Raw genomic sequence first — 26,780 nt, 5'->3', positions numbered from 1 at the left:
CCATGCAGCTTCGAACGACCGGAGCGCTCCCGAGTCCGGTCATTCGATGGAGATGCGCTACTGTGCTCCGGCCTCCTGCCCTGAGCTACCGCAAACGAACGGCTTTGCGCTGTTGATCTCCTCATCGGTTACGTTAATGCTGCTCATTTTGAGCCAGACGAGGAGTTCGTGATCGAATTGTGGCGAATGGCAGAACTGGTAAATCACTTCCTGGCCAGCATTTTTACAACTGGTTGGAATCAGATCAATTTGACTGACAAATAGAGTGCGAATTCTGCCACTCTGAAATTCAAAGCGGTCAAGACAACGAGGTACTTCCTTCACTAGCGCATGGAAGCTGAAGATGAACCTGGACTTCGGTTTCAGACTTGATCGTGACCATCGCGGAGCGCTTCGATTGCTTCCAGCGGTCTTGGTTGAGTGGCAGAATCTGCCCTGTTTTTGTCAGAATGGTCCCCTTTTGAATCTGCAATACTTGGTTTGTACGCCTGAATATGAAGGCGCCATGACCCCAAATAGGGAGGCTCAGATGTTGTTCACGCATCGCAACCCCGAGATGGAACTTGACCACAAGCGCACGGCGCTCGTGCTGGTCGACATGCAAAACGAGTTTTTTGAAGAAAAGACCGGGACGTACTACGAGCTGATCGCGGACTCGCTGAAAGAACGGAACGTGATCTCACACACGGAACAGCTTCTCAAAACTGCACAAGAGTTGGGCTACTACATCCTTCACTCCCCCCACTGGTACTACCCAACAGATCTTCAATGGGTGGTTCCCGGTGGCGCTATCGCGCATTACCTCGGAGGGATCGGTTTCTGCGGGCGCAAGGATCCGGTGGACCTGGAGGGCTTTGCTCACTCGCGGGCGGACTATTACGAGCCGTTCAAGAAGTATCTGATGGACGGACGCACCTGCAACACATCTCCGCACAAGCACTTTGGAACTATGGCGAATGACATGGTCAAGCAACTCCGGATGCGCAAAGTGGAGAAAGTCATCATGGCTGGTCCGGCGGCGAATATCTGCCTCGAATCTCACATGCGTGACCTTATCGAAGCTGGTTTTGAGGTTGCAATGGTACGCGACGCGGTAGCGGGACCGAAGAACGAGGAAGGCGACGGCTATGTGGCTGCCATGGTCAATTGGCGCTTCATGGCGAACGGTCTCTGGACGACTGAGGAAGCAGTGAACAAGATGAAGGCTGCTGCGACAGCCGCTTAGCTTTGCGGTTGTGGTGGGCGGCGCTGTGGGCAAGTCCGCTTCAACCAACCTGAGGAATAAAGAACTATGAGTGATATCCAGAAAGTTGTCGTTGTGACGGGATCATCCCACGGGATCGGTGCGGCGTTTGTGAACGCTTATCGCGAGCGTGGGTGGCTAGTCGTCGGGAATGCACGCACCATTGCGGAATCGAATGATCCTGACTACATCACCGTTCCTGGTGATATCGGCAATCCTGAAATTGCACGAAAAGTCATCCATACCGCGCTCGACCGCTTCGGTCGCGTGGATACCTTAATCAACAACGCAGGAATCTGGCGTCCGGGAAGAATCGAAGATATCTCGGAAGAGACTTACCGCCAAGTAATGCGGACTAATCTCGACAGCGTTTTTTCGCAACGCAAGCTGCAGTCCCGGCGATGAAGAAGCAAGGAGGTGGCCATATCGTCCAGATTTCGACCAGCCTCGTCGAGCATGCCCTGCAAACAGTTCCGGCGGTTGTTGCTTCACTCTCAAAGGGTGCCTGCGTTGCTGCTACGCGTGGTCTGGCCATGGAATTGGCCTCGAGCAACATCCGCGTGAACGCAATCTCGCTCGGCATCGTGATCACGCCGCTTCACGATGGATCAAATTCGGAGGACCTGAAGTCGTTCTCCCCTTTGAACCGTAACGGCAAGATCGAAGACGTCGTTCGGGCGATGAACTACCTCGAAGATGCCGACTACGTCACTGGCGAAATCCACTATGTCGACGGCGGTCGCACTGCCGGCCACTAGCCTGAAGCGTTCGAAGGCGCCCCCGCGCGCCTCCGACGCGAACCTTCATGCGACAGCGCTCCTTAATCGCACGGCTAACAAAAAGCGCTGGGCGACGGTGAAACCGCCGCCCAGCGCCTTGTCTCTTATGTCATTCGTAAGAGCAAATCCGTGCTTGTGTCGTCTCTTTCTTTAGGTCGGTTCCGCAGCGTTCACACGAACTCTTCATTTGCAACATAGACCACTCCTATCCTCAAAGCACTGTACCGTCACGAATCATGAAACCGAGTATCGCTATGAACCTCGTCATTGAGCGTTTTTCTATGAAACTGCAACGTTTTGCAATTCAGCTAATTGAAACCCTATATGCCGAGCCATGCCAAACGTTCGACGATAGTCTTTCGGCGTCATCGTGAGTTGTTGACTGAATGCTCTGCGAAGTGACAGTTCGTCGCGGAAGCCGGTCAGTCTTGCGATCGCCTTCACCGGCAGATCGTCGGTCGTAAGGTACACACAAGCTGCCTCTACTCGAATCTTTTGGACCCAACGTGCCGGAGTCGTCTTGAAGTGCAACTCAAACTGGCGAGCGAACGTTCGTGGTGTCATGGCGACCGCCTTTGCCATCGTGTTGACATCCAGTTTTTGCGTTAGGCGTGATTGTGCCCATGCGGGCAGGTCGCGAAGGCGTGTACCGCTGACGTCAGCCTGTTGGGCAAGAAGCGTGCTGTACTGCGATTCATGACTCGGGCGACGGACGTAGAGAACCATCGTATGAGCGATTGCGGCAACCTGTTGGTGTCCGAGATCTTCTTCAACGATAGAGAGTGCTAAATCTATCCCTGCCGTTACGCCGGCCGTGGAGTAGACTTTCCCGTCTTTGTGAAAAATCTTGTCCTTATCGACTTTCAGTTTCGGGAAAAGCTGGGCAAGCTTTGCTGCGTGATGCCAATGGGTAGTTACACGCTTCCCGTCAAGTAGGCCTGTGGGAGCCAAAACAAACGCCCCGGTACAGACAGAAACGAGACGGCGTGTTTGGGGTGCACGTCTACGCACCCATTGAATCAAGTCCGGCGAAACCTCAGCAAATGCACTGATACCTCCGACGACCACAAGTGTGTCAATTGGACCTGTGTACTCCGAGTAGGGGATGCAGTCAGCAAGCGTGATTCCACCTGAACCCTGGACGACTTGGGTCGGTTGAGTCGAGAGGATCTTGGTCGCGTACACAGACTTCCCATCAACTCGCGGGTAGGAGAAGACCGTAGAAATGGAAATCAAGTTGATCAGATCAGCGGGCGATCCAACCAAAAATGCGACTACCTTCGTGCGAGTGGGCATAGCGTCACCTCAAACCAGCGCGCATAGCTTCATGCATAGCGCGTTGCGGTTTTTTAACTTTCGGGATGTAGTAGGGCCGCAGCGAATCGCCCCTGCTGCGCGAGGCGCTGCCCCAGCTCAGCCAGATAGCGCGCGCCATCGGCATGGACCTGCAAGGCGCGATCGTCAGTCTGGACGGCGTCTACGACTGCTGGGCCGACCGCAAGGCGATTTTCAATCGCGGCATGGTTCCCAACATTCCCGAGAAGCCGCGTGGACGCAAAGGCTCAAAGGCGGTCGTAAGCGACGCTTCGATCCGGCGATCTTTTAAGAGCGCTTTCGCATCATTGAGCGCGTGTTCGCCTGGGAAGATAAATTTCACCGTCTGCTGCTGCGCTTCGAACGCATCAGTGACGTGCACTACGCCTTCAAGACGCTCGCCCATACGATGATCAACCTGCGCCACTACAGTCTGAGCGCCATAGCAGGGGCACGCAGTTCATCAGTGGCGCATAGCGCTATGAATAGTCACCTCACATCAATTCGCATTCCTGATGGAAATATCCAGCTGAACAACCCAACAACCGCCATTTACCCCGCAACTATCCATCCTGCTTCGCAGGTTCGTGAATGCCGCCGGTATCCTACAATGCCGCACAGCCACGAAACTAGCAACCAGTTGCTTGTGTGTTCAGTAGTGAAAGGAGTTCGAGCGGACGTCGACGATCGAACCTTCGCGATACGTCTCTCGCTCATCGCTTGATCAGTCCGGCGAAAAGGTTCTGGATTTCGGAGTACGGCAAGGGATTGCTAGCGAGCGTTTCGGAACGGCCGTCGTTCAGAAAGTCCTGCGCGAGGGCCTTCGCCTTGCCGAGCACGACCTGCGAGATGCCGCTGCCCGCGCTCAACCGGCGCACGCCGAGCTTGCCGAGCGCCGCTGCATCGGCGAGTCCTGGCACGGCCATGACGTTAAGAGGCAAACGCGTTGCGCCCGCAATCGTTTCGATATCGGATGACTGCACGAGGGCCGGCAGGAAAAGTCCATCCGCACCGGCCGATGCATATAGATTGCCGCGAGCAATCGACTCTTGCGGCTGCTTCGACTTTTCAGCGAGGCCCGCAAGAAAGACGTCGGAGCGTGCGTTGACGAAGAGATCCGAACCCGACCTCACAAGCGCATTCTTGATCGCCTCTATCTTCAGGGCGAGAAGCGATACCGGGTCTGAGCCATCTTCGATATTGATGCCGGCGATGCCGAGATCCACCAGTTGCATGACATGGTCCGCAACGGTCTTTGGGTCGTCGGAATAGCCATTCTCGATATCGATCGACAAAGGCACATTCAGCACGCGGACGATACGCCGAACAGAAGCGACGACCTCATCGAAAGGCAGTACGCGGCCGTCCGGATAGCCCAATGCCCACGCAAAGCCGGCGCTTGTCGTGGCGATGGCGGGTGCACCCAGCGATTCAATGAGACGTGCACTTCCGGCATCCCACACGTTCGGCAAGCGGAGCGGGACCGAATTGTCGTGCAACCGACGAAATGTATTTACGTTAGACATTGCTTTTTCCTCGAATGGAAATGAAAACTCAAGCCGCTACGGCGCCTTTTGCTGTTTTTGCAAACGATGCGATGCGGCGCGTCGCGAGCCAGGAGACAAGGATCGCGATGACCACGGGAATGCTGGAGAGGTAGCCAAGGTTATGGCTGCCGATGACCGGGATCACAGCAGCACCGAGAGCACCAGCAATGGACACACCCACATAAGTCGCTGAAGTGTTGAGACCGACCAGTACAGCCGTCATCGGAGGATTCAGGCTTGCGAGGCGGAACTGTTGTGGCACCAGCACACCCCATGCACAGGCACCCCAGATCGTCACCGCAATCGCTGCACTCCAAAGATGTGCGCCGGTGATCGGCATGGTGAGGATGACGATTGCCACGATGGAGAGTTTGATCAGAACGACTTTGTGCGAACCGATCTTGTCGAGGATCCGTCCAGTCAGCAGATTCGAGAAGGTTCCTGCCAGTCCCCATAGAACAAGCAGTCCACCCAGTACCAGGGCGCTGTGGCCGATCGCACGATCGAACACAACCGAGAAGTAGCTAAAGATGATGAACGTGCCGATCTGTGCAAGCACAGTCGTCGTGAGCGTAAGTCCGACGCGGGAATCGGTGAGGGGAGATAGGCGTTCGCGCAGCGAAATGGCCGGCGGCAACGGTACGTCAGGCAGGAACGCAAGAATGCCGGCGAACGCGGCTGCGCCAAGTGCGGCAACGAGCACCAGCGTCCAGTGCCAGCTCGCGAGCCCGCCGATCACGGCACCGATGGGCGAGCCCAGCGCGGTAGCGGTTGTTAACCCCGCCACGATGATGGACAATGCGTACCCGCGACGCTCCGGCGGCACCAGTGACGCGCCCGTTCCGCTGGCAGTCGGAGAAAACATCGCTGCACCAAGACCTGCGAAAGCGCGGGTGGCCAACGCGATGGCGAGATTCGGCGCCACGATGGTGCAGAGATTGGCGATGACAAACAATCCGATGCCGCTGAGCAGCAGACGCTTGCGTGCAACGTTCGCAGCAAGCGCTGCGAGGGTCGGACCGAGCAGGGCATAGCTCAGCGCGTAGACGCTGATCAGCTGGCCCGCAGCGCCGATGCTGACGCCAAACGAATGCGCGATTTCAGGCAGGATGCCAGCGAAGACGAAGCTGTCGGTGCCCAACGCGAACATACCGAGTGAGAGTGTTAGAAGGCGGCGATCCATGTCGGCCTCTCCAGAAAGATTGCGAATTCAGTCTCGTGACGAAACTATAGGGAACCCGACTGCATCGCACTACGGGTCGAAAGCAGGAAGCTGTTCCCCATAAACCAGTTAAGTCGTGCTTCGGAGTCAGTTTGTCCGCGCGACCTGCTGATGCGGAGCGTCCCATCCCCCGCCAAGCGAACGGAACGTTCTAACTGCGGCGCGGGCGGCGTCGGCCCTCGTTGCATCGAGATCGTCGCGTGACTCGAGAAGTTGCCGGTCGGCGTCGAGCACATCCGTGAGCGTGATCGATCCCGCGCGATACGCTTTCTCTGAAAGGTCGCGCGCCTTCGTCAATGCGGCGACTTCCTGTTGGATTTCCTGCGCACGAATCTCGGTTTGCGAGAGCGTCATCAACGCGTCTTCGACGTCTTCGGTCGCTTTGAGAGCAGCCTCCCGATACTGCGCCAATGCCTCCGCATACGATCCGCGCGCACTCTTGACCTCGGCATCTACCTTGCCAAAATCGAATAGACGCCATTGCAGCGCACCTGTCCCGATTGGCTGGAACGACTTCGCGCTCAGGAAGTGGCTGGCTGAGATACTGTCGAATCCCAGTGCGCCAGCGAGGGAAATCTTCGGGTAGTAATCGGCAAGTGCGGCGCCGATCGCTTCGTTGGACGCCGCCAGGTGGCGTTCGGCAGCAATGATGTCAGGGCGGCGCCGCAAGACGTCGACGGGCTGATCCGCGCTGCCGATGGCAGGCACGTCTGGAATGACGCCCGCATTCGTGCCGAGTTCTGCCGCATAGGTCCCCGGCTGGACGCCCATCAGCACATCGAGCCGGTTCAATTGCGCTTCGAGCGACACGCGCAAGCTCGGAACGGTGGCGCGTGCCTGACGCAGCAAGGCTTCAGCCTGCGCCACTTCGCGTTCGTCCGATGCACCGGCCTGCTTGCGCGCTTTCACGAGGTCCAGCAGGCGCGCATCAGTATCCACCTGGTCCTGCGTGACGGCCAGCCGCGCCTGCAGCCCTCTGATTTGCAGATATGCGTCGGCAGCATCGGCAACAACCGTCACGCGCGTGCCGAGTTGAGCGGCCTCGGCGGCCTGCTCTTCGTCGGTGGCGGCCGCGTGTGCACGCCGCAGACCGCCGGCCAGATCGATTTCCCAACTTGCCGTCGCACCGGCGACATATTCCTTCTGGTCGCGGCTGTAGTTGGGAAACGCGCTTGCTATCGTGCCAAGAGGACTCTGCGTGCTCTGGTGCACTGCCGTATACGACGCATTGGCATCGACCGTCGGAAGCAGGCGGGCGCCAGCCGCCTGGGCCGCCGCGCGCGACTGTGCAACCCGTGCGATCGCAGCCTGGAGACTCAGGTTTTGATCCAGCGCCCGTCGTACCACCTTGACCAGTTCGGGGTCGTTGAACCCGGTCCACCAGCTATCGAGACTCGGGGCCGGCAACGTCGTTTGCCGGTCCGCGACGACCTTAGCGTTGTGAAACGGCGCCATCTGCGTGTCGGGCGCAACATAGTCCGGCCCGACGGCGCAGGCCGCAAGCAAGGCGCTGACGATCAGACTACCTGCGATCGCTTTCGAAGTTCTGGATACGAAGCCGTTCATTTCACTTCTCCACTACCGAGTTGCCGCACGGCAAGCGCGCCCTTGATGCCGAGCTTGCGAACGAAGGCGTAAAACGCCGGGGTGAATGCCAGCCCGAACAGCGTCACGCCGAGCATGCCGAAGAACACCGTCGTGCCAAGTGATTGCCGCATTTCTGAGCCGGCGCCGCTTGCAATGGCGAGGGGCGCCACACCCGCGATAAAGGCGAATGACGTCATCAGGATGGGACGCAACCGCACATGTGCCGCATGGGTGGCAGCGTCTTCGGCATCGACGCCGTCTTCGGCCTGCCGTTGTCTTGCGAACTCGACGATCAGAATGGCGTTCTTCGCGGCCAGTCCAACGAGCACCACAAACCCAATCTGCGCAAGAATGTCGATCGGCATGCCGCGCACGTTCAGACCGATCGCTGCGGCGAACAGACACATCGGCACGATTAGCACGATCGCGAGAGGCGTCTTCCAGCTTTCATACTGCGCAGCAAGCACGAGGAACACAAACAGTGCCGAGGCAGCAAAGATCACGAGCGGCGACATGGTCTGCTCTTTCTGCTGGTGAGCGAGATCGGTCCATTCGTATGTGATGCCGTTCGGAAGCACCTGCGCTGCGAGTTTTTCCATGTGCTGGATGGCGTCGCCCGACGAATATCCGGGACCGGCTGCACCCATGATTTCCGCTGCGGGATACATGTTGTAGCGCGGCACGCGATACGGCTGGGTCGTGTTTTTGAAGGTCGCTACGCTGCTGATCGGCACCATATCGCCAGTCGAGTTGCGCACCTTGAGCCGTCCGATGTCTTCTGGTGTCCGGCGGAATGCTTCATCGCCCTGAACGCGTACCTGGTACGTGCGGCCCATGAAGTTGAAGTCGTTCACGTACTGCGAGCCAAGGTAGAGATCCATCGTGGAGAACACATCGGTGGGCGTGAGCCCGATCTTTTCCGCCTTCAGGCGGTCGATATCCGCATAGACTGACGGCGCGCCCGCGTTGTAAAGCGTGAAGACACCACCGAATACCTTGTCCTTGTTGGCTGCCGCCACGAGCGCACGTGACGCGTCGGCGAGCGCCTGCGGCCCGAGTCCGCCACGGTCTTCCAGCATCAGCTTGAAGCCGCCTGCCGCGCCCAGCCCTTGCACGGGCGGCGGATTGATCACGACGACCACCGCGTCCTTGACACCCGCGACACGCTTGCGGAGTTCGACCAGCATCGACGCCGCATTGACGCCGGGGACATGCTTGCCATACAGCGAAGGCAGCCCGTAGAAAAGCGTGCCGACGTTGGGCGCAATCGTGCCCGTCGTGACGTCGAGGCCCGACACAGGGGACGTGTGTGTTACGCCCTTGAGTCCGGGCGTATCGAGCACGATGTCGTTGATTTCACGAATCACCTTGTCGGTGCGTTCGAGACTGGCGCCCGGAGGAAGGAACGCAATTACCGCCTGATAGCCGATGTCCTGTTCCGGAATGAAGCCGGTCGGCATTCTCGACATCTGCAACGCAGTTGCTCCAATCAGGCCCGCGTAGACGATCAGCATCACGGTGGTCGCACGCACGGCGCGGCCCGTCATCTTTCCGTAGCGCGACGACAGCCATTCGAACGACGCATTGAACCGGCCGAAAATCGCGTGGTGGAGGCGCCCCAGCGCGGTCGACCCGCCGTGGGACTTCTCCATCTCGTGCGGCTTGAGAAGCACCGCACACAGAGCCGGGCTCAGCGTCAGCGAGACGAAGCACGAGATGACGGTGGACGCGGCGATCGTAATCGCGAACTGCTTGAAGAACAGCCCCGAGATGCCGGACATTAACGCAGTGGGCCCAAACACCGCACACAATGTGAGGGCGATGGCGATAATGGCCGTCGAAACCTCGTTCATCGTCCGATGAGCGGCTTCTTTCGGCGACATGCCGAGCGCCATGTTCCGTTCGACGTTCTCGACCACGACGATCGCATCGTCCACGACAATCCCGACGGCCAGAACGAGTCCGAACAACGAAAGGTTATTGATGGACGCGCCGAACAGCGAAAGGATCGCGAACGTACCGACCAGAGACACCGGAATCGCGACAACCGGGATGATCGTGGCGCGCCAGTTCTGCAGGAACAGATAAACGACACCAACCACCAGCAGAATCGCAATGCCGATGGTTTTCGCGACCTCTTCGATCGACTGGGAAACGAAGGTAGTCGGGTCGTAGATCTTGATGTAGTCGACACCGAGCGGGAAGCTCTTCTTCAGCTCGGCCATTTTGGCCCACACGTCGTGCTCGACCTGCACCACGTTTGCATCGGGAGTGGCAATGACGAACCATGGCGTGGCGGCATACCTGTCAGCGTAAGCCTTGGAGCCGTAGTCCACCGAGCCAAGCTCGACACGGCCGATATCGCGAATGCGCGTCACACGTCCCTGCGTATCGGACTTGACGACGACGTCGCCAAACTGTTCGGGTGTCGTCAGACGGCCAAGCGCGTCGATATTGATCTGATAGGCACCTGTGCCATTGTTCGATACAGGCGGCTGGTTGAGCACACCTGCCGAGACGGCGGCGTTCTGCGCGCGAAGCGCTGCCAGTATTTCATTCGCGCTGATGTTGTACGACGCGGCCTTGTCCGGATCGATCCAGATGCGCATCGCGTACTGCCGTTCGCCGAACAACTGAAAGTCGGACACGCCCGGCAGACGCGCGATCTGATCGCGGACCTTGAGCATGTAGTTCGACAGGTATTCGGGACTACGCGAACCATCGGGCGAATAGACATGAACGCCGAGTAGCAGCGCCTGGATGGTCTTTTTCACCTGCACGCCCTGCAATTGCACTTCGGCGGGCAGGCGCGACAGCGTGTCTTCCACACGGCTGCGTGTCAGCAGAAGCGCGGTGTTCGGGTCCGTGCCGACCTTGAAGATCACCGTGATCGTCAACTGACCATTGCTGGTCGATTGGCTCGAGATGTAATCCATGTTCTCGACACCATTGACGGACTGCTCGAGCGGCGTTGCAACCGTGCGCGCAATCGTATCGGCCGACGCTCCGGGATACGAGGTCGTGATCTGAATGGTCGTGGGAACGATGTTCGGATACTGGGCCACCGGCAGCTTCATCGTGGTTGCCAGGCCGATGAGCACAGCGAATATGTTGAGCACCGCCGCAAAGCGCGGGTGCTCGATAAAAAAGTGAGTCAGTTTCATGACTTGGCTCCTTCGTCGCCGTGTTCCGCCGAGAACGGGATCACCCCCGCGTGCGGCGAAATCTTCGAACCTGGGCGCACCGACGGAATACCGTCGATCACGATGCGGTCAGTCGGGGCGAGTCCAGATCGGATGACTCGCAGGCCGCCGCGAAGCTCGCCAACCTCGACCTTTCTGGGCGTGGCCACGTTGTCGTCTCCCACGACGTACACCATGTGATCGGTTTGATCCTGGAGAACGGCGGCATCGGGGACGAGCAATGCCGCCTGCGGTGCAGTCGTTGCCAGCCGCAGGCGCGCGAAGCCACCGGGCGTCAACGACAGGTCGCTATTGGGGATGGTTGCGCGCGCATGGATGGTTCCGCTCGAACGGTCCAGCGTGTTGTCGATAAAGTTGAGCGTGCCTGTGCGTACATATCCACTGTCGCCTGTCGGCGAAATATTCACTGCGTCTGCCAACGGTCCTTTGCGGTGTTCACGCGAGTGCTGGAAAGCGGCGTAGTCGTTTTCGCTCATGTCGAAATCCAGATAGATCGGGTCCAACGAAACGATCGTCGCAAGCAGCGTCGTGGGGCCGCTGCCGGCGCGGCTGCCGGATACCAGATTGCCCGTCGAAACGAGGTGTGTACCGATGCGGCCGGTGAAGGGTGCAGTAATCTTGCAGCGATCCAGGTCGAACCTGGCGTCGCGAACCAGAGCATTGGCGTTATCGACAGCCGCTTGAGCAGCGCGTTGTTCCGCGACCTTCTGGTCGACGTTCTCGGCCGTTCCCGCCTCCGAGCGCTGCAGTTCCTGCGCACGGGCAAGCTCTCGCGTGGCGAGCGCCAGCCGGGCATTCGCGGATTCGAGTCCCGCCGTCGCTTGGCTCAACTTGATCTGATAAGGTTCCGGGTCGATCTCGAAGAGCACGTCGCCTTTATGCACGATGTCGCCGTCCTTGAAATTGATCTGCGTGAGCGTGCCCCCGACCTGAGCGCGCAATTCGACACGGTTCACGGCAGAGAACTGGCCGAGGAACCCGAGCCGGCCTTCGACGTCGCGCTGCAATGGCGCGCTAATGGCAACCGACGGAGGCGGCGGTGCGGCAACAGGGGCTGCACTCGACCAGTGCATGTGAGCCGCCGTCGCCGCCACGGCGACGATCACAGCGGCTGCAACACCTTTGCCGCCCCATCGAACGGAGCCGGACGTCTCCGGGTTGGCTGGAGTCGCGACCCCCACCTCGGCCTGATCAATACGGTTATTCATGGCATTCCTAAGTATGTTGACAGGCTGCACGTCGTAGAGTCATGTCCAGCTCGCCCGTTAGATGATCAATCTTTGCTTTCTCGTATGAAGAAAGCGGGTTAGTCCAGAACTAGGCCGTGATCGCGGGAGACTTCCCCGTGAACGACTGCCGGCTAAGTTTCGTGACGAAACTATAGGCCACACGGTTGCGTCACACTACTGGCCGAAACCGGGGAACTGTTCCCCGCAATCTGGTTAAGTTGCGTGACGAAACCTGGGCTACGATACGTTCCATCATGTATAGAAAACGCTTCGATGGAATGGACTGTTCGATCGCTCGCGCCCTCGACGAGGTGGGCGAGTGGTGGACGCTTCTGGTCGTTCGCGAGTGCACGCAAGGCAGCAGGCGCTTCGACGAATTTCAGAGCGGGTTGGGTATCGCCCGTAATGTCCTCGCGGCGCGGCTGGAACGTTTGATCGAGCTGGATATTCTCGAACGCTTCCCGATCGCAGAACGCGCCAATACGTTCGGTTACCGATTGACCGCGAAAGGGGCGGATTTATATCCAGTGCTGGTCGCGCTCATGCAATGGGGCGACAGGTGGCTAAGGCCGGACGGCAAGCCGCCCATCACGTTGGTGGACCATGCGAGCGGGAAACCCGTGCAGGCCGTCGAAGTTCGCACGTCGGACGGGCAGGCGCTATCGGGACGTTCGGTTCGCCGCCGGTCCGGGTGCGAAGAAAACGACGCGGGACGTCATTGAGAACCGGAACGATCGGGTGCTCGGTGATCAGACCGACGAGTCGTGAGCCTGGAGGGCAACGAAGCAACGAAGCAACGACACCGCGCTAGTGCCGCTTCTGCTTGCCGAATCTGGATAGCGATTGCCTGAGCTTCGGCGCCGCAAAGTCGATGAAATGCCGCAGTTTGATGGCCATGAGATTTCTGGACACATGAACCAGATGGACGGGCACCGGCTCGATCTCGAACTGCGGCAGGAGTATCTCCAGTTGCCCGTTGCGGAGCGCTTCATCGGCATCGTGCTCGAAGACGTAGGTGATGCCGGCGTTGTCCACGGCGGCGCTGACGGCAGCGTCGGGCGTCGTGACTTCGAGCCGGGGTTTCACGCCGAGCACATAAATCTTGCTCGTCGTGGGAAGGCGGAAGCGCCACGGCGATAGATAGGGGCTATTGAAGACGACGCATGAATATTTGACGAGATCGTCGGGTTCGCGCGGCGGCGTATGGCTGGCAAGAAAGGCCGGGCTCGCGCAGACGATCGGCCGTAATGAACCGATGCGTGTGGCGATCATGCTGCTATCTGCGAGTTCTCCGATCCGCAAGGCGAGATCGGCGTGCGAATCGATGAGATCGATGTTTCGGTCGGAGAGAAGGAGCCGGACGGTGATGTCCGGATACTGCGCGAGGAACTGATTGATGACGGGCAAAACATGCAGACGCCCAAGCTGCACGGGCGCCGTTACGACCAGTTCACCTTTGGCTGTCGCGAACTCGCCCGTGGCCTCGTGTTCCTGTTCACGCACGAGGTCGAGAATGCGCCGGGCCGCCGCGACGTACGACATGCCCGCGTCGGTCAACGTCAGTTTGCGGGTGGTTCGGATCAGCAACCGGGTTCCGAGCAACTCCTCGAGATCGGCTACCTTGCGAGTGAGCGTGCTGACAGGGATTTTCAGTTCGCGTGCTGCCGCCGACAGGCTTCCCCTGTCCACGGCGGTCAGCAGCATTTCCATGGCTTCTAGTCGGTCCAATGCGTTCGCTCATGTGCGATCAGGTCGCAATATTGTATGGGAAGTCCTTCGCGAGTGCCGTACCGAAGCATGACTTGACGAAAACAACATTTCTGAAGATTCAGATGTATGCACAGGCTATCGCGCAATGCGTGCAAGCAGTAAAAACAATGGAGACTTATCTCGACAAAGCCGAGCGCTTCGCGATTGCGAAGAAGTTCGACGTCGCCGTACTGTTGTCGACCCGTCTCGCTCCCGACATGGGGGGCCTGCTCTATCAGATACAAAGCGCTTGCGACTATCTGAAGGGCGGAGCCTCCTGGCTTTCAGGACAACAGCCGCCGCGGCATGAAGACAATGAGCAGACGCTTGATGAAGCACGTGCACGCATCCGCAAGACGATCGACTTTGCTGAAAGCGTGGCGGTAGACCGGTACGCTGACGCCGCCAGTCAGATCGTAAAAGTATCCTGGGTGCCGGGTAAGCTTACTGGTGAAAACTATCTGCTGCAGATCGTGATTCCGAACATCTACTTCCACGTAGCCATGGCTTACGCGATCTTGCGCACGAATGGCGTAGACCTCAAGAAGTTGGATTTCATTGGCCCGGTCAATGCCTTCGATGCCTGATTCGTGGGCAGCCCGAGTCGTTGCTAAAGGGCGAACCGGAGAAGCTGACGTTCTCGTCGAACACGATCTGTTGACGATGCGTTACGATGAGCAACCGCCTCGCGATCGAAAGCAGACATTGGCTCGCAGAAGACGGCCGTCAGCAACGGGTCGACTGCCGCCGACCGCATCGGGCAGAGGTCGGCCAGGAAGCGACGTTCAAGCGAAATACCAGAATTGACGACAATCCAGGATCGAACGGGGTGTGTCCGCTCGTATCCATGGATGTACTCAGCGCGAAAGGATAGGACGTCTTGCAGGACCATCACGGTCATTCACCCACATGGCATCCTATTGCCACTTGCGATCGAGGCCGAAACGATTGTGAACTTAACGCGATGGTTCGGCGATCCACTCGACCAACGCGCGGTTGACCGCATCCGGTTGTTCGAGAGTTGAGGAGTGGCCGCATTGAGGAACCAAGTTTAATTTTGCGTTGGGAATGGCCTTCGCAATCTCCTCGGACTGGTCTGGCGGTGTGAGAGGATCGGAGTCTCCGACAAGGACGAGTGTAGGTACCGATATCGTCGGGAGGCTGGGGCGGCTGTCGATCCGCGAGATAACCGCATCAGTCTGTCGTGCAAAACCCTCGACACCAATAGTCATCGCCATGCGCACGTTGACTTCACGCAGGTTGGGGTCGTTCTGACGAGAAGGATGCACAATCGAACTCAAAGCTGCTGACAGCACCGTCTCGAAATCACCAGCTTGGGCATTGGCGACCAAAGCCCGTCGTTGTTTGCTCTGCTCGGCAGTATCTGAACGCGCCGACGTATCGAGCAGCGCAAGTTTAAGTATTCGTTTTGGCGCCTGTCGCAAGATCTCAAAGCAGATATAGCCACCCATCGAAATGCCGGCGAGAGCGAAGCGCGGAGGAGCTGTGGCGAGAATCGCGGCGGCTATCTCCGACATTGTTTTACCTTCCAGCGTCGACGCGACAGTAACAGGACCAAATCGCCACAAAGCTGCGACTTGAGGCGCAAAGACTTCCGCCGAACAGAGTAAGCCGGGGACAAGAACGATTGGTTGCATAGACATCCGTGAGAAGTGTTGAGTTGGGCTGAGTTGCAATCAATTATTTCTCCGGCTCGATATTATCAATTGCGGAGGATCACCGCTTGGTGCTGCTCGGTGTGGATCGGTCGGCCGAACGAGCCGACTCAATCTTCCCGAACGGCGGCTTTGGAGTAAGCTGATCGGCCGCTCGGGGTCGGTTATTTTGCATGAGTCGTGGGCCGGGGGCGAGCGGCGTGCCCGGTCGTGGGACGCAGTGCGGCCAGAAGTGGTCACTCGATTGCGTCTCGTGAATCGTCGACAATCGCAGCAGACGCGTCGGGCACGCGAAACCTGCAACGCGGAATCTCGGCGACCGCGGTTACTTCGATCATCAGGTCAGGATGATAAAGCCGTTGAATTTGCACGGTTGTGGTAACGGGATAAGGCGCGGCGAAAAACTCCGCTCGAATATCACCGGTCCCCATAAATGCATCTATGTCAGTTGCGTAGTGAACCAGCGAAATGATGTCCGACATGGATCCGCCGATTGACCCAAGGACGTCGCGGATGTTCTCAAGTGTTTGCCGCATCTGCGCCCGAATGTCGCCGCGCCCAACGACGTGCCCGTTCACATTAAGCGAAACCTGGCCCTTCAAGTGGACTATATGACCGTCGCCTTGGACAACAGCCATCGAGAACGCTCCAAAGGGTGACCATACGGTCGAAGGATTGATTGCAGTAGCCATTGCGAAGCCTCCTGACTGCGTAGCCCTATCGCCGAATTATCTATCATCGCAGCGGGTACCGACCGCGTGGATGCTGCAGGGGAGGTCTGCGTATTCATTTAGCATCAGGCGGGGTGCGGCCAATTTGAGACGTTCGACACGGCAGCTTACTTCGTCGACAATCGTAACCCTTGGACTGCACAAAGACGAGAGGCTCCGGACCGTTGAGAGCCTCGTCGATGGGAAAATCAACGCGTACAAGAGGAAAAGTCCGACGTTCCGCTCACTGATTACGGTACTGCACATGCGCCGCCTTTCCGACAATCTTGGTCTCGCGACCGATCTATTGCTGCACACGGAAACCGGCATAGTCGAGTCTCGGAATGACTATATCGTCGTCCGGACGCCTGACGCGCCCGAGTACTTTTTCGGCAACATGCTCGTCCTGCGGCAGCGCCCCTTGGTAAGTGATCTCAAGGGGCTGGAGCATGACTTTGCACAACTCATTGGGACACTGCCACTGATCGCGCACCGTACATTTGCGTGGCCGGAAGGCGCCGACGGCGCCGTAACCCTCGACGCATTCGTCGAACGAGGTTACGACGCGACTGTCTGTCGGGTGTTGACAGCCCATCCTGACGACATACGTCTGCTAGCGACGAACTCACTGGTTAAGGTGCGCCCGCTTACCGGGCGGCAGGATTGGGACGATTGGTCTCGAATGCAGCTAGCCGACATGCCCAATCCGACGGACATCACCTCACAGCGTTACATGGCGCATCAACAAACGGCTTACAGGCGTCTAATTGACCGCGGCCTGGGGAACTGGTGGGGAGCTTTTATTAACGACGAACAGGTCGGAAGCCTCGGTTTGTTCTTCCTTGACGGCATTGGGCGTTTCCAATCAGTTATCACCGGGCAACAGCATCGAAACAGGAATGTTTGCAAGACCTTGGTGGGCGAGGTTATCAGGCGGACCGTCGGGCGTTCGAGCAAGCTTGTCATTGTTGCCGATGAGAGTTACCACGCCGGAGCAATATACGAGGCAATGGGCTTCCAGCAACAAGGGCGCGTTGCCAGCTTGTGTCAAGAGCCGCGCAATACGACTGCGCGCTGAGTGCACGCAGAACGATTTGAGTCGGACGTGCGTCAAGCAACGGCCATTTTCGGCCGGTCGACATCGGTGTTTGGATCATCGACAATCTGTAAATTCAAGGCTGCAGCAGAGCACTACAACGGATTACGGGGCGCATATGGGCTTACGGAGATTGCTGCTGAAAGGCATCGTCGCTAGTGTTGTCGGCGTAATTGGAGCCCTTTGCATCCTGCACGAAGATAGTCGCGCGCGTGCTGACGTTCTTATCGATCGGCCGCCTGCCGTAGTCTGGAAAGTCGTATCAAACAGCGCCGCGTATCCCGATTGGAATCCCTTCATTACTCGGGTTGACGGCGAGTTCAGGGAAGGAGCAACAATCCGCATTGTGCTTGGCACTGGACCGGATTCGATGGTATTCAAACCGACTGTCGTGCGCGTTCGTCCGGAACAAGACCTTTGCTGGCGTGGCAGTGTATGGATTCGCGGTGTCTTCGACGGTACACATTGCATTCACCTGACAGCCGTAGCCGATGGGACCCATCTTGAGCAAACGGAGTCTTTCTCTGGATTGCTTGTTGGATGGTTGACGAAGGACGTGATCGAGGAAACTCGGCGAAACTTTCAGGCAATGAATGCCGCGGTCAAGCAGCGCGCGGAATCTAAAACGCCTTGAGCGCCCGCGCCCGCTTCTCGTGCGACTCCGCACAAAATCCTTACTCCCACCGATTTACCTGTAAAAGTTGAGGCAATTATGTCGAAACACCCGCGCGAGTTGCTTAAGGCTGCCGATATCGAGGCGATGACGCCGCAGCGTTCTGTCCATCCATTAAACGAAAAGGCCATACGCCTCAAGAAGTCGCTCGGAGACATCACGGGGATCACGCAATTCGGCTTTCATTTGGTGACACTCATGCCCGGGCACGAATCCGCCGAATATCATCGGCATCTCTATGAAGAGGAATGTGTCTACGTCCTTTCAGGGGCCGGGGAGGCAGCCATCGACGGCCAGGTGTATGAAATCGGAGCGGGAGATTTCTTGGGGTTCGCACGGGAAGGCGCTGCCCACAATCTTTCGAACACTGGCGGCATCCCTCTGGTATTAATCATCGCCGGTCAGAGGTTGGAGCACGACGTTTGCGATTACCCGCGCAAACGTAAGAGGCTATACGTGGCCGGCCCCAGTGAGGTACTCGTTGACTTTGGCCACGACGGCACAGAATAAATATCGTCCATCGAAGTCGCGCCGACGTTCTGCACTGTTTACAGCACCATTCGTGCAAGACGAGCGACTCCCGGCAATTGTCTGATTCGACCTGGCTCGAAGATCGCCGACGATTTGCGGCCCCCGGGGCGCGGCCGAACGGCCGCTTCCAGCAAGTCCGAGGGTCCGCTACGGGTCGGACTATGCCTTTTGCATGACGCGCATGTGCCAGGTGTTCAGCGCGCGGCGCCGTCGGGATCTGCTCGGACCAGAAAGAGACAGTGGACGTTGATGCTGTAGGTAACATTCGAGCAACGGCCGTTCAACCGAATTAGCTCAAGCGCGAACACCGAGGTTGTATGCCGTGCTGTCAAGTTCGTACACGGCAATAGACCGCCATTTTGGAATCAGTCCGCGGTTGAGATTTTAAAGTTCGGGGCGCGGTCTCTGATGTGCTGCCAAAGCAAATTGGCGATTGGCCCGTGGGGCAAATCGCGTCGGCGCGCCGCGGTTATCTCGACGCGTCCGCCTTGCAGATGTCGCCCGCCGATTGAGAGAAGACGTCCATCGCGTAGATCGCTCTCAATCAGAAAATCGTGCAGATGACCCCAGGCCGCGCCCTGCAAAATGATTTCCTTCTTCATCAACTGATCGCCGACCGACCACGTTTGGGCGCCCTCAATGATGTAGTAATTCGGCCGCACGATATGGCGTGCCGTGTCGCGAATGACGCACTGAACGTATCCGCGCATTTGCTCCGGCGTGATCTCCTCCGAAATGGGCATGCGAAGAAAACCCGGCGCGACGACAGGGATGAGTCTGACGGGACACAGATCGATGTACTCGAGCCGCGGATCCGCCTTGTCGATGTGATGAATGATCAGATCGGCTTCGCCGTCAAACAAGCGTTCCCACGGACCTGCAATGGCCTCCACATGCAAATGCAGTTGCGTCGCAGGATGACCGTCGAAGAAAGAACGAAGCAGTGCGAGTACCTCACGCACGGGTGAGAGATCGCCGATCACGACGCGAAGTTCGCGCTCCTCGCCCATGGCCAGTTGCTCGGCATGGTTCTTCAGTCCGCGAAGCTCTTGAAGGAATACGCGCACGTGGTCATGAAACGAGCGACCCGCGTCGGTCAGTGCCACGCGATAGCCGCTCCGATCGAGCAAGGTCAAGCCAAGCTGTCCTTCGAGGTTCTTCACCGCGGCAAACACCGTCGGCTGCGTGCGCAAGAGCTTTTCGGCCGCGGGCTGGAAACCGCCTTCCGATACCACTGCGTCGAAGCACTGCAGCTGATACAACGTCAGGCCCTCGATCATCGACGAGTCCTATTAACTTGATCAAAACTTCATTATTTTTAACAGAATCTCCGATCTCTAATATTAGACGACACTCACTGATATGGAGATTTTCATGCGTGCCATCGTTATCAAACAGTACGGGGGACCCGAGGTACTGAGCATCGAGGAGCGTCCTGATCCGTCCCCGCGGCTCGGCCATGTTCTCATCGAGGTGAAGGCTTTTGGCGTGAATCGCGCCGAGATGCATATGCGCGAAGGAAAGTGGCCCGAGGCGACTGAGATAAGCGGAATCGAATGTGTCGGGACTGTGCGTGCCGATCCGGATGGCCGGTTCGTGCCGGGTCAAAAGGTCGTCGCATTCATGGGGGGCATGGGCCGAAAGATAAATGGAAGCTATGCCGAGTTGACCAGTGTCCCGGCAAGCAATGTCGTTGCCGTGAATACCGATCTGACCTGGGAGCAACTCGCGGCGATTCCGGAGTCGTATGCGACGGCATGGGCAGCCCTCTTTGGCAATCTTGATCTTGAGTCCGGACAGACCTTGGTTGTTCGTGGCGCCACGTCCGCATTGGGTCGGGCGGCGGTGGATATCGCCGCTCATGCCGGCGTTCGGGTTATCGCCACCACGCGTAACCCGGCACGCGCGCCGTCGCTCGAAGCGCTCGGCGCCAAGGAGGTGTTGCTCGAGGCCCCTGATCTTCCACAGCGTGCGCGCGATTTGCATCCTGACGGCGTTGACGCAGTGTTGGAATTGTTGGGCAACAGTACGGTAATCGGTTCGCTGACCATGGCCCGGCGGCATGGTCGCCTTTGTCTGGCGGGATTTCTGGGTGGCACCGATCCGATTAACGACTTCATGCCCGTGGCCCAGATGCCGAGTGGGGTGCATTTCAGCTTCTTCGGCAGTTTTATGTTTGGGGCGCCAGCGTTTCCGACGGCGGAGATTCCAATGCAACTCATCGTCGATCGCGTGGAACATGGTCAATACAAAGCGATGGCCGCGCGGGTCTTCCGATTTGAGGAAATCCGCGAGGCCCATCGGCTGATGGAGACCGACAGCGCGAATGGAAAGATCGTCGTACGGTTGTGAGTGCAACTATCAAAGCGGCGGCTCGACCACCCGCATAAACCCTCGGACACCTCGTTGGAGGCCTTCGACCTTCATATTGGATCCAGCGGTGAATCCGCACCCAGCATCCGTCACCGGCGTGTCCAGGCGAATGGCCGTTGTGCCATTTCCAGGTTCGGCCAACTCCGGCCAGTCGACAACGGGGCGAAGTTCGTCGACAATGCCTCGGCGCGAATAAACGGGTAGGAGATGGGAAATGACGATCTTTTGGACGTTGAAAAGCATCCCTGAGCTGGCAAATCTAAGCGCGAGAGAGAGACGCGCGTATTGGCGACGTGCCTTTCGTCGAACATGGCGGCATTGGGAGACATGGGCCGGCCTCCTCGGGTGCGCCATATGCGCCGGAGTAGGTTCTGGACTGGGTGCGCTTGCTAATCACACCGTCGTCGGAGCGATGATCGGCGGCGGTGTTGGCGGATTCGTGTTCGGACAAGCGACGGTGCATGTCGCCCGTTTACATTACAAAAACGTACTGCTCAACCGAGACCGTTAAGCAATCGGGCAATTAGCTTGATGCGGCTCCTTCGCTCGAAATCGTTGCCAATCCACACGTCCCGTGGCAAACGACTGGCCGCCGAGGCCAAGGGTTGCCTTCACAATCGTCACGCGGAATTCGCCGGTCGTGTGAGTTCGAAGCGAATCGTGCGATAGGTGCGTTGCGCGCTCGATTCGCGGTGCGCTCGCAGCGGCCCGTCAAAAGCCTCGAACAGGGTGTTGCCGCAGACGTCTTCAAGGTCCGGCGCGACGCGAATGGCGGGCCGCGTCGCCGTCCAGGGCGAATCCGGCGTAAAGGTCCAGCGTCTTTCGCCCTTTTCGATCGCGACTCGCCCTGCTACCGGCCGTTCGTCGTCGCCCACGACCACAATCGCGCGCCGCAGCAACGCCCAATCCAGCGGCCTCGGAAACACGATCTCCAGAGGTTGACAACTCTGCGCCGCAGGAGGCAGAACCGTCCAATGCGCGAGCGCAACGGGCTCCCTGACCGCCTGAGCGACAACGAACGGCTTGTAGAAATTCTGCCGGAGCGGACGACCGGATGAGTCGACCATTGCCGAGCCGATGGCCAACGCGTAGCGTTGCCCCAACCTCAGCGGCGGACCCAGTTCCCGATTGGGACCGACCCAGCGTTTCAGCCTGCCCGGATCCAGCAGAACCGTCAGGCATCGCATGCTCCTGTCCCAAAGCTCCAGCGCAGGCCGATAGAGCACGTCGTGCGCAGGCCGTCCATTGGGGCCGATAAGACTAATCTGCGTTTCGGCACCGCCACGCCGCATCGGGCTGGAAAAGCAAACGTAGAAGCGAAGCAGGTTTTCCGGCAGGACATCGGCGGATGGAAAGACTTCCGACACCGAAGCCGGGTCGACCCCGATGGGGTTCGGTAGCGAGAATTCGAGCGTCAGCACGTCCGCATGCCCAATACAGCCGAGCGGCCGCAAATCGAAGCTTGCTCGATAGCGAACGCCCGGTTCGAACGGAAAACGCGGAACGAATCGCACCCCGGCCTCCAGAAGCTGACAGCAGCCAGCCACATCGGGAAGTTCGTCGCCTTCCCGCATGGCTGCATCGATAACGTTCACACGCAGCACGGGTTGCAGCGGGCGGGCCGTCCCCTGGTGTTCGACGACAAGCGCAGCAAGATCTGCATCGAGGTTGTGCACGCAGACGCAAGCCACCCCGCTCCTCTCGGTCTCGTGCTCGACTCGCAGTGTTGGCTGGAGTGTCATCGGCATCCTTACTCGGTCGCGTTGCGCGATATTCTGCGGCCGGCTGATCTCGCAACCGGCTACGCGTGGTCGATCTCGTTGCGATGTTCGCGGTAGTGGAACGGATCGGGACCATTCGGCCAGTTCATTTCAGCCATTCCCAATCGGCGGTCGAAGAAGTACGGAACCATCAGCGTGCCGATGTCCAGCCGCCAGGACGTCTTTGGATGCCGCCAGATGACGACTGCCCATCGTGGATCGAGAATCGCGATATGTTCCGCCCGGATCGGCAGATCGCGCTGCGTACGCCCGAGGCCACCCGGCCCGAAGTCGATGGGACCACCGGTCGGCTCGGGTTTCGCGGTCGTCAACTCCGCAGCTTCGATACGCGACGCGCTGCGTACGTCGATGGTCACGAGCAAGTAGTCCTTATTGTCTGTCGGATCGGTATAAGTCAGCATATCCAGCGGATTCGACCCATAGCCCAGTTCGCCGATCGTGTCCCCACGCACATGCGCGCCATCCTTTAAATCTTCCAGGCGGAAGCGAACGAGCGGCGTGCAACCATACACGGCAAACAGGTACGGTTTTCCATCCATCTCCCGGATCAGTTGCCGCACGATCGGGGCGCGCGTTTCGAACTCCCCGTGCGTCGGGTGCCAGATTTCGACGGTGCTCGTCGACAGGCGGGAACGGAACGGGTACGGGATGCGATACAGCGTCGATGCAAAGCGCTGATTCGAGATTCCTGTGACGAAAACCTCGCCGTTGTAGTACTTGACGTCCGTAATCGCATAGACCTGCTGGGGCTCGAACTCCAGCATCGCGTTCTGGTCCGGCTCGTTTGGAATTACCGTTTTCGAGTGCGCAATACCGTCGAGTTCGAGCAACTCGAGCTTGCCGTGATTGACCTTCACAATCGCAGCCATGGCGCCTGGTCCGCTGCCGCGCTCGACCGACATGAAAATCTGTCGCGACGGCTGATGGATCGCCATATCGTTGATGACGATATTGCCGACCGTCGTCCCGAAGAGCGCAGCGAGCTTCTGATCCACGCCCAGGACCAGATCGCGGCCTTCGAAGTTATGAAAATTTCCCATTTCCACGTCGGCCTGAGAGGTCACGTCCGAATCCTTCAGTGCGAACGCATGAATGGCCGCACCTGTGATATCGCCGACGAAGAGGACATTGCCGGGCCCGAACTCGAGGGCTCCCGCAGACTGGAGTGGACCGCCCGGCCGCGGCGAGCCGCCCCCCTCTACATCAGCCCTGGTCTTTTCGCCCGCGGCCAGCGCCAGGGCAAGCATGAGTGCCGAAGCCGAGCCAGCCCGCAGAAACTCGCGCCGCGCACGGGCCTCTTCCGCCATACCGGATGTTGTCGTGTGATCCATTGCGTTGCCTGGTTGTCGTTCGGTGCTAGATGGTGGCGAATCCGCCACCGGCAGCCGTCAATCCACCGCTGACCTCGAGCGCGTCGATTGCGCCGTGCAGTTCCAGCGGATTGACGCCTTCGCCATGCGTGATAAGGCCGCCGGCGATCGCGATCTTGCGCGCCGATCCTCCGGGCTTGATGCTGAGCGCTGTCGCCGCAAGCCGGACAACGACGCCCTTGACCAATGAGTCGCCGGTACCGCCCCACGTCTCGATGCCCCGGCGGACCGTGATTTCGCCGACCGGTTGGCTGATCTGAATGCCCACTGCGCCATCGGCATGCGTGACGACGCGCTCGAATTGCGCCGACCGCACGGTGCCCGTGTAGACATTGAAACCGCGCGATCCCTGGCCGAACGTCTCGATCAACGCGTTGACTTCGAGCCGCTCGAGGGAGCCGAAATTCACGAAGCCAATGCCGCTCGGCCCGTGGGACGTGACCTTCCCGTCGACGATCCAGCGATCGACGGCTCCCCAGTTGTCGAGCACCATGTCATTCGGACCGTAGGTCGTCACCGGGCCGTGATTGTGCACGCTGGCCACGAATGCGCCCGACACGACGAATACGCCGCCGGTAATGCGATCCGGCGTGCCGGGCGCGATGCCGCCATCGCTATGGACGGCGCCTGTCTCCAGCCGATTCGCCACGACGCGCCCGCCCGCCTCTCCGGCGCCGCCAACGAAGATGCCGCTGCCGCGAACCGGCGCACCGGCACGGCCCGCCGAAAGCCCGGTGAGGTCCGCCGTGATGACTACGCCGTGGTCTTCGCGCTGATTCCAGAGCGTGAAGACGCCGGGAACGACTTCGACGCCGTATCCCTTCGGGCGCTCTTCATAGCCGCGGGCGTCCGCGGCCCCAATGTCGATATCGTGTGCTTCGACATGGCCGCCAGCCACACTGTCGCGGGCCAGCAGTTGCACGACGCCCGCAACATTCAGATGGCGCAGCACGAGCCGACCGAATCCGTCAACACGCGTGTCATTGAAAATGGCGCGCCGATCGGGGTCTGTGGCAAGCCGCAAGCCTTCTACCCGATTGTCGGCGGAAAGCTGGAGCCCGTCGCTGCCGGGCGCGAAGCGCAGGGCGGCATGTGCGTCGATGCCGGTCAGAGCCAAACCGGGCCGCAGGCGAAGGGCTGCCACCCCATCGATCCGCGCTGAAACGACGATGTGCAGAACCTGGTCGTCGTCGACTGCCGTCTGCATTTCGGCGAGCGTGGAGACGGTGCGCGTTTCGGTGTTCACGATGAGTCGTTCCTCCATGATCTGATGAACGGCGCGCATGCCGCTTAGACGAGCGACACGGCCTCTTTGGCGCTGACCAGCTTGCCAAGCTGTCCATACTCGTGCAGATCGCCGCCAACCTCGATCCGGATCGACTGGTCGATGCCGCCCACGCGCAAAGGAGAAAACCCGCTGACGGTAATGAGTCTTGCTACGACCTCGCCGGCTTGCGCATCGTCCGCTGCATAAAACAGCACGGCCCGCTCCGGCGACCGGTTCGCGCCGGCCTCCAGCGATTGCGCGCCCAGCGTGCCGAACGCCTTGACGAGACGCGCCCGAGCCGGGAGCAGCCCGGAAAACAGCACGCCAGAAGATTGCTCGTCAGGAATGGTCTTTCTGTATCCGCCCTTACCGTCCGGGGCGATCGGGTTTGACGGGTCCACGATGATCTTCCCCGCCAGCGCCTCACGATGCGTGACGAGAAATTGCCTGATCGCGTCGAACTGGATCGCCAGGACAATGACGTCCGCCTTGGCGACTGCATCCTCGACCGTCAGCGCTTCGGCATGGCTGCCGAGGTCTCGGGCCACCTCCTCTGCCTCGTCCGGCGTCCTTGCCGCGACGATGATCGTCTCGCCACCCGTTACCAGATTCTTCGCCAGCCGGGAGCCTATGTTTCCAAGGCCGATGATTGCCGTGCTCATGACAGTTGCGCTCCTTTCTGTTTCCCGCCTGCGTGACCGCAATGTGATCTGAATGGTAGCCAACCGTTCGGTCGACCGCTAACGGACAGTGCGGAAATCGGATTTCCATTTCTGGAAAGCTCACGCGAGCGGCCGCGTTTGTATGCTTGAGCGTGTGCCCTGATGAGGAGGAGAAAGCCCATGCTCGCGCCAACCGAAGTGCTGTCTTCGATACTCGAGAAGCCAACCGATATCGAGCGCGTCCGTTCGCTCGTCACACCTGACGTGATCTATGTTTCGCTCAACTACGACAATCCCGATCTGAAGCGGATCATGCCGTGGGCCGGTACGTCTCGTGGTCCCGAGAGCATCGTGAAGACCTTTATGGATGTCGGCCGCTACTGGCAGATTCAGTCCTTCGAGCCGGAGGCGCTGTTCGGCACCGACGAATACGCCGCCATGTTTGGTCGTTTCACGTACCGGTCGACGGTACTCTCAAAGGTCGTGACGACGCCGTTCGCGGTGTTCGCCAAGGTCGAACATGGCCGCTGCACGTATCTCCAGTTCATGGAGGACACGTTCGCGACAGGCGCGTCGTTCCGAAGCGGCGGAAGCTGGACTTTTCAAGGCACTCCGAACGGCGAGCGAGTCGTGCTCTAGCCGAATGGTTCCTTTACCTCGCCACGGGCGGACTGCCGCCTTGCTGCCGCCCGGTTGCGGCGGTAATCTGCGTCAGACGATGGAAGCTGCAGATAGCCAGCAAGTTGCAGGTCGAACGGAGCGTAACGG

Annotated in this window: 24 protein-coding genes and 1 pseudogene; 9 read left to right on the top strand and 16 right to left on the bottom strand. The window is 59.1% G+C overall.

Annotated elements, in window-relative coordinates:
• Positions 1-343: 343 nt before the first annotated feature.
• Both BFD71_RS22090 and BFD71_RS42865 read left to right on the top strand, forming a co-directional pair.
• The gene (locus BFD71_RS22090) at positions 344-1,225 is read left to right on the top strand and encodes an isochorismatase family cysteine hydrolase (RefSeq protein WP_256094863.1); all 882 of its coding nucleotides are present in this window, start codon (positions 344-346) and stop codon (positions 1,223-1,225) included.
• Between the two features lie 66 nt (positions 1,226-1,291).
• Positions 1,292-2,001 (top strand): annotated as a pseudogene (locus BFD71_RS42865) (SDR family NAD(P)-dependent oxidoreductase).
• A 130-nt stretch (positions 2,002-2,131) separates the two neighbouring features.
• Here BFD71_RS42865 and BFD71_RS42860 read toward each other — a convergent pair.
• The 8 genes from BFD71_RS42860 to BFD71_RS22050 all read right to left on the bottom strand — a co-directional run bounded on the left by BFD71_RS42860 (position 2,132) and on the right by BFD71_RS22050 (position 12,103).
• The gene (locus tag BFD71_RS42860; RefSeq protein ID WP_370684303.1) at positions 2,132-2,209 is read right to left on the bottom strand and encodes a DUF1272 domain-containing protein; all 78 of its coding nucleotides are present in this window, start codon (positions 2,207-2,209) and stop codon (positions 2,132-2,134) included.
• A 92-nt stretch (positions 2,210-2,301) separates the two neighbouring features.
• Positions 2,302-3,318 carry a GlxA family transcriptional regulator gene (locus BFD71_RS22080; RefSeq protein WP_069266446.1) on the bottom strand — a complete coding sequence of 339 codons (1,017 nt, stop codon included), beginning with the start codon at positions 3,316-3,318 and terminating at the stop codon, positions 2,302-2,304.
• Positions 3,319-3,499: 181 nt separating this feature from the next.
• A complete protein-coding gene (locus tag BFD71_RS41525; protein ID WP_069266445.1) occupies positions 3,500-3,742 on the bottom strand; it encodes a hypothetical protein in 243 nt (80 codons plus the stop codon).
• Between the two features lie 307 nt (positions 3,743-4,049).
• Positions 4,050-4,862 (bottom strand): isocitrate lyase/PEP mutase family protein, encoded by an 813-nt coding sequence (locus BFD71_RS22070; protein WP_069266444.1) that lies wholly within the window; start codon positions 4,860-4,862, stop codon positions 4,050-4,052.
• Positions 4,863-4,890: 28 nt separating this feature from the next.
• Entirely contained in the window at positions 4,891-6,066 is a 1,176-nt protein-coding gene (locus tag BFD71_RS22065) for an MFS transporter (RefSeq protein ID WP_069266443.1), read from the bottom strand.
• 126 nt (positions 6,067-6,192) lie between these two features.
• Positions 6,193-7,671 carry an efflux transporter outer membrane subunit gene (locus BFD71_RS22060; protein ID WP_069266442.1) on the bottom strand — a complete coding sequence of 493 codons (1,479 nt, stop codon included), beginning with the start codon at positions 7,669-7,671 and terminating at the stop codon, positions 6,193-6,195.
• A complete protein-coding gene (locus BFD71_RS22055) occupies positions 7,668-10,856 on the bottom strand; it encodes an efflux RND transporter permease subunit (protein WP_069266441.1) in 3,189 nt (1,062 codons plus the stop codon). The genes BFD71_RS22060 and BFD71_RS22055 overlap by 4 nt, the downstream gene beginning before the upstream one ends.
• Entirely contained in the window at positions 10,853-12,103 is a 1,251-nt protein-coding gene (locus BFD71_RS22050; protein WP_069266440.1) for an efflux RND transporter periplasmic adaptor subunit, read from the bottom strand. Before BFD71_RS22050 ends, BFD71_RS22055 begins: the two co-directional genes overlap by 4 nt.
• A gap of 299 nt (positions 12,104-12,402) precedes the next feature.
• On the opposite strand from BFD71_RS22050, the gene BFD71_RS22045 reads away from it, so the two are divergent.
• The gene (locus BFD71_RS22045; RefSeq protein ID WP_256094860.1) at positions 12,403-12,846 is read left to right on the top strand and encodes a winged helix-turn-helix transcriptional regulator; all 444 of its coding nucleotides are present in this window, start codon (positions 12,403-12,405) and stop codon (positions 12,844-12,846) included.
• 85 nt (positions 12,847-12,931) lie between these two features.
• Here BFD71_RS22045 and BFD71_RS22040 read toward each other — a convergent pair whose 3' ends face one another.
• Positions 12,932-13,834 carry a LysR family transcriptional regulator gene (locus tag BFD71_RS22040; RefSeq protein WP_256094859.1) on the bottom strand — a complete coding sequence of 301 codons (903 nt, stop codon included), beginning with the start codon at positions 13,832-13,834 and terminating at the stop codon, positions 12,932-12,934.
• 92 nt (positions 13,835-13,926) lie between these two features.
• On the opposite strand from BFD71_RS22040, the gene BFD71_RS22035 reads away from it, so the two are divergent.
• Positions 13,927-14,460: a DUF1993 domain-containing protein gene (locus BFD71_RS22035; RefSeq protein WP_256094858.1), complete on the top strand. Its 534-nt coding sequence runs from the start codon at positions 13,927-13,929 to the stop codon at positions 14,458-14,460.
• A 369-nt stretch (positions 14,461-14,829) separates the two neighbouring features.
• On the opposite strand, the gene BFD71_RS22030 is transcribed toward BFD71_RS22035, so the two are convergent.
• A complete protein-coding gene (locus tag BFD71_RS22030) occupies positions 14,830-15,531 on the bottom strand; it encodes an alpha/beta fold hydrolase (protein WP_069266539.1) in 702 nt (233 codons plus the stop codon).
• Between the two features lie 254 nt (positions 15,532-15,785).
• Entirely contained in the window at positions 15,786-16,241 is a 456-nt protein-coding gene (locus BFD71_RS22025; protein ID WP_069266437.1) for a RidA family protein, read from the bottom strand.
• 283 nt (positions 16,242-16,524) lie between these two features.
• Here BFD71_RS22025 and BFD71_RS22020 point away from each other — a divergent pair, with 283 nt between their 5' ends.
• From BFD71_RS22020 to BFD71_RS22015, 3 genes are all read left to right on the top strand, one after another.
• Complete coding sequence (locus BFD71_RS22020) at positions 16,525-17,337, top strand: GNAT family N-acetyltransferase (protein WP_069266538.1); 813 nt, start codon at positions 16,525-16,527, stop codon at positions 17,335-17,337.
• 151 nt (positions 17,338-17,488) lie between these two features.
• Positions 17,489-17,989, top strand: coding sequence for an SRPBCC domain-containing protein (locus BFD71_RS39275; protein ID WP_176732935.1), 501 nt, complete (start codon positions 17,489-17,491; stop codon positions 17,987-17,989).
• 78 nt (positions 17,990-18,067) lie between these two features.
• Complete coding sequence (locus BFD71_RS22015) at positions 18,068-18,538, top strand: cupin domain-containing protein (RefSeq protein WP_083245393.1); 471 nt, start codon at positions 18,068-18,070, stop codon at positions 18,536-18,538.
• Between the two features lie 386 nt (positions 18,539-18,924).
• Here BFD71_RS22015 and BFD71_RS22010 read toward each other — a convergent pair whose 3' ends face one another.
• On the bottom strand, positions 18,925-19,839 hold the full coding sequence (locus BFD71_RS22010) for a LysR family transcriptional regulator (protein WP_069266435.1): 915 nt from the start codon (positions 19,837-19,839) through the stop codon (positions 18,925-18,927).
• 94 nt (positions 19,840-19,933) lie between these two features.
• Here BFD71_RS22010 and BFD71_RS22005 point away from each other — a divergent pair, with 94 nt between their 5' ends.
• Positions 19,934-20,911: a zinc-binding dehydrogenase gene (locus BFD71_RS22005; RefSeq protein ID WP_069266434.1), complete on the top strand. Its 978-nt coding sequence runs from the start codon at positions 19,934-19,936 to the stop codon at positions 20,909-20,911.
• 641 nt (positions 20,912-21,552) lie between these two features.
• Here BFD71_RS22005 and BFD71_RS22000 read toward each other — a convergent pair.
• The 4 genes from BFD71_RS22000 to BFD71_RS21985 are packed head-to-tail and all read right to left on the bottom strand — an operon-like array spanning position 21,553 to position 26,054.
• Positions 21,553-22,680: a hypothetical protein gene (locus tag BFD71_RS22000; RefSeq protein ID WP_141710767.1), complete on the bottom strand. Its 1,128-nt coding sequence runs from the start codon at positions 22,678-22,680 to the stop codon at positions 21,553-21,555.
• A 53-nt stretch (positions 22,681-22,733) separates the two neighbouring features.
• Positions 22,734-24,044, bottom strand: coding sequence for a hypothetical protein (locus tag BFD71_RS21995; RefSeq protein ID WP_141710766.1), 1,311 nt, complete (start codon positions 24,042-24,044; stop codon positions 22,734-22,736).
• Between the two features lie 25 nt (positions 24,045-24,069).
• The gene (locus BFD71_RS21990; RefSeq protein WP_141710765.1) at positions 24,070-25,329 is read right to left on the bottom strand and encodes a hypothetical protein; all 1,260 of its coding nucleotides are present in this window, start codon (positions 25,327-25,329) and stop codon (positions 24,070-24,072) included.
• 44 nt (positions 25,330-25,373) lie between these two features.
• On the bottom strand, positions 25,374-26,054 hold the full coding sequence (locus tag BFD71_RS21985; RefSeq protein WP_256094877.1) for an NADPH-dependent F420 reductase: 681 nt from the start codon (positions 26,052-26,054) through the stop codon (positions 25,374-25,376).
• A 138-nt stretch (positions 26,055-26,192) separates the two neighbouring features.
• Between BFD71_RS21985 and BFD71_RS21980 the strand changes: the two genes are divergently transcribed.
• Positions 26,193-26,651: a nuclear transport factor 2 family protein gene (locus BFD71_RS21980; protein ID WP_083245391.1), complete on the top strand. Its 459-nt coding sequence runs from the start codon at positions 26,193-26,195 to the stop codon at positions 26,649-26,651.
• Positions 26,652-26,780: the final 129 nt, after the last annotated feature.

The sequence above is a fragment of the Paraburkholderia nodosa genome, from assembly GCF_001718195.1.
GTDB lineage: Bacteria > Pseudomonadota > Gammaproteobacteria > Burkholderiales > Burkholderiaceae > Paraburkholderia > Paraburkholderia nodosa_A.
The sequence above is the reverse complement of the archived record's forward strand: the minus strand, read 5'-3'. Positions and strand labels throughout refer to the sequence as shown.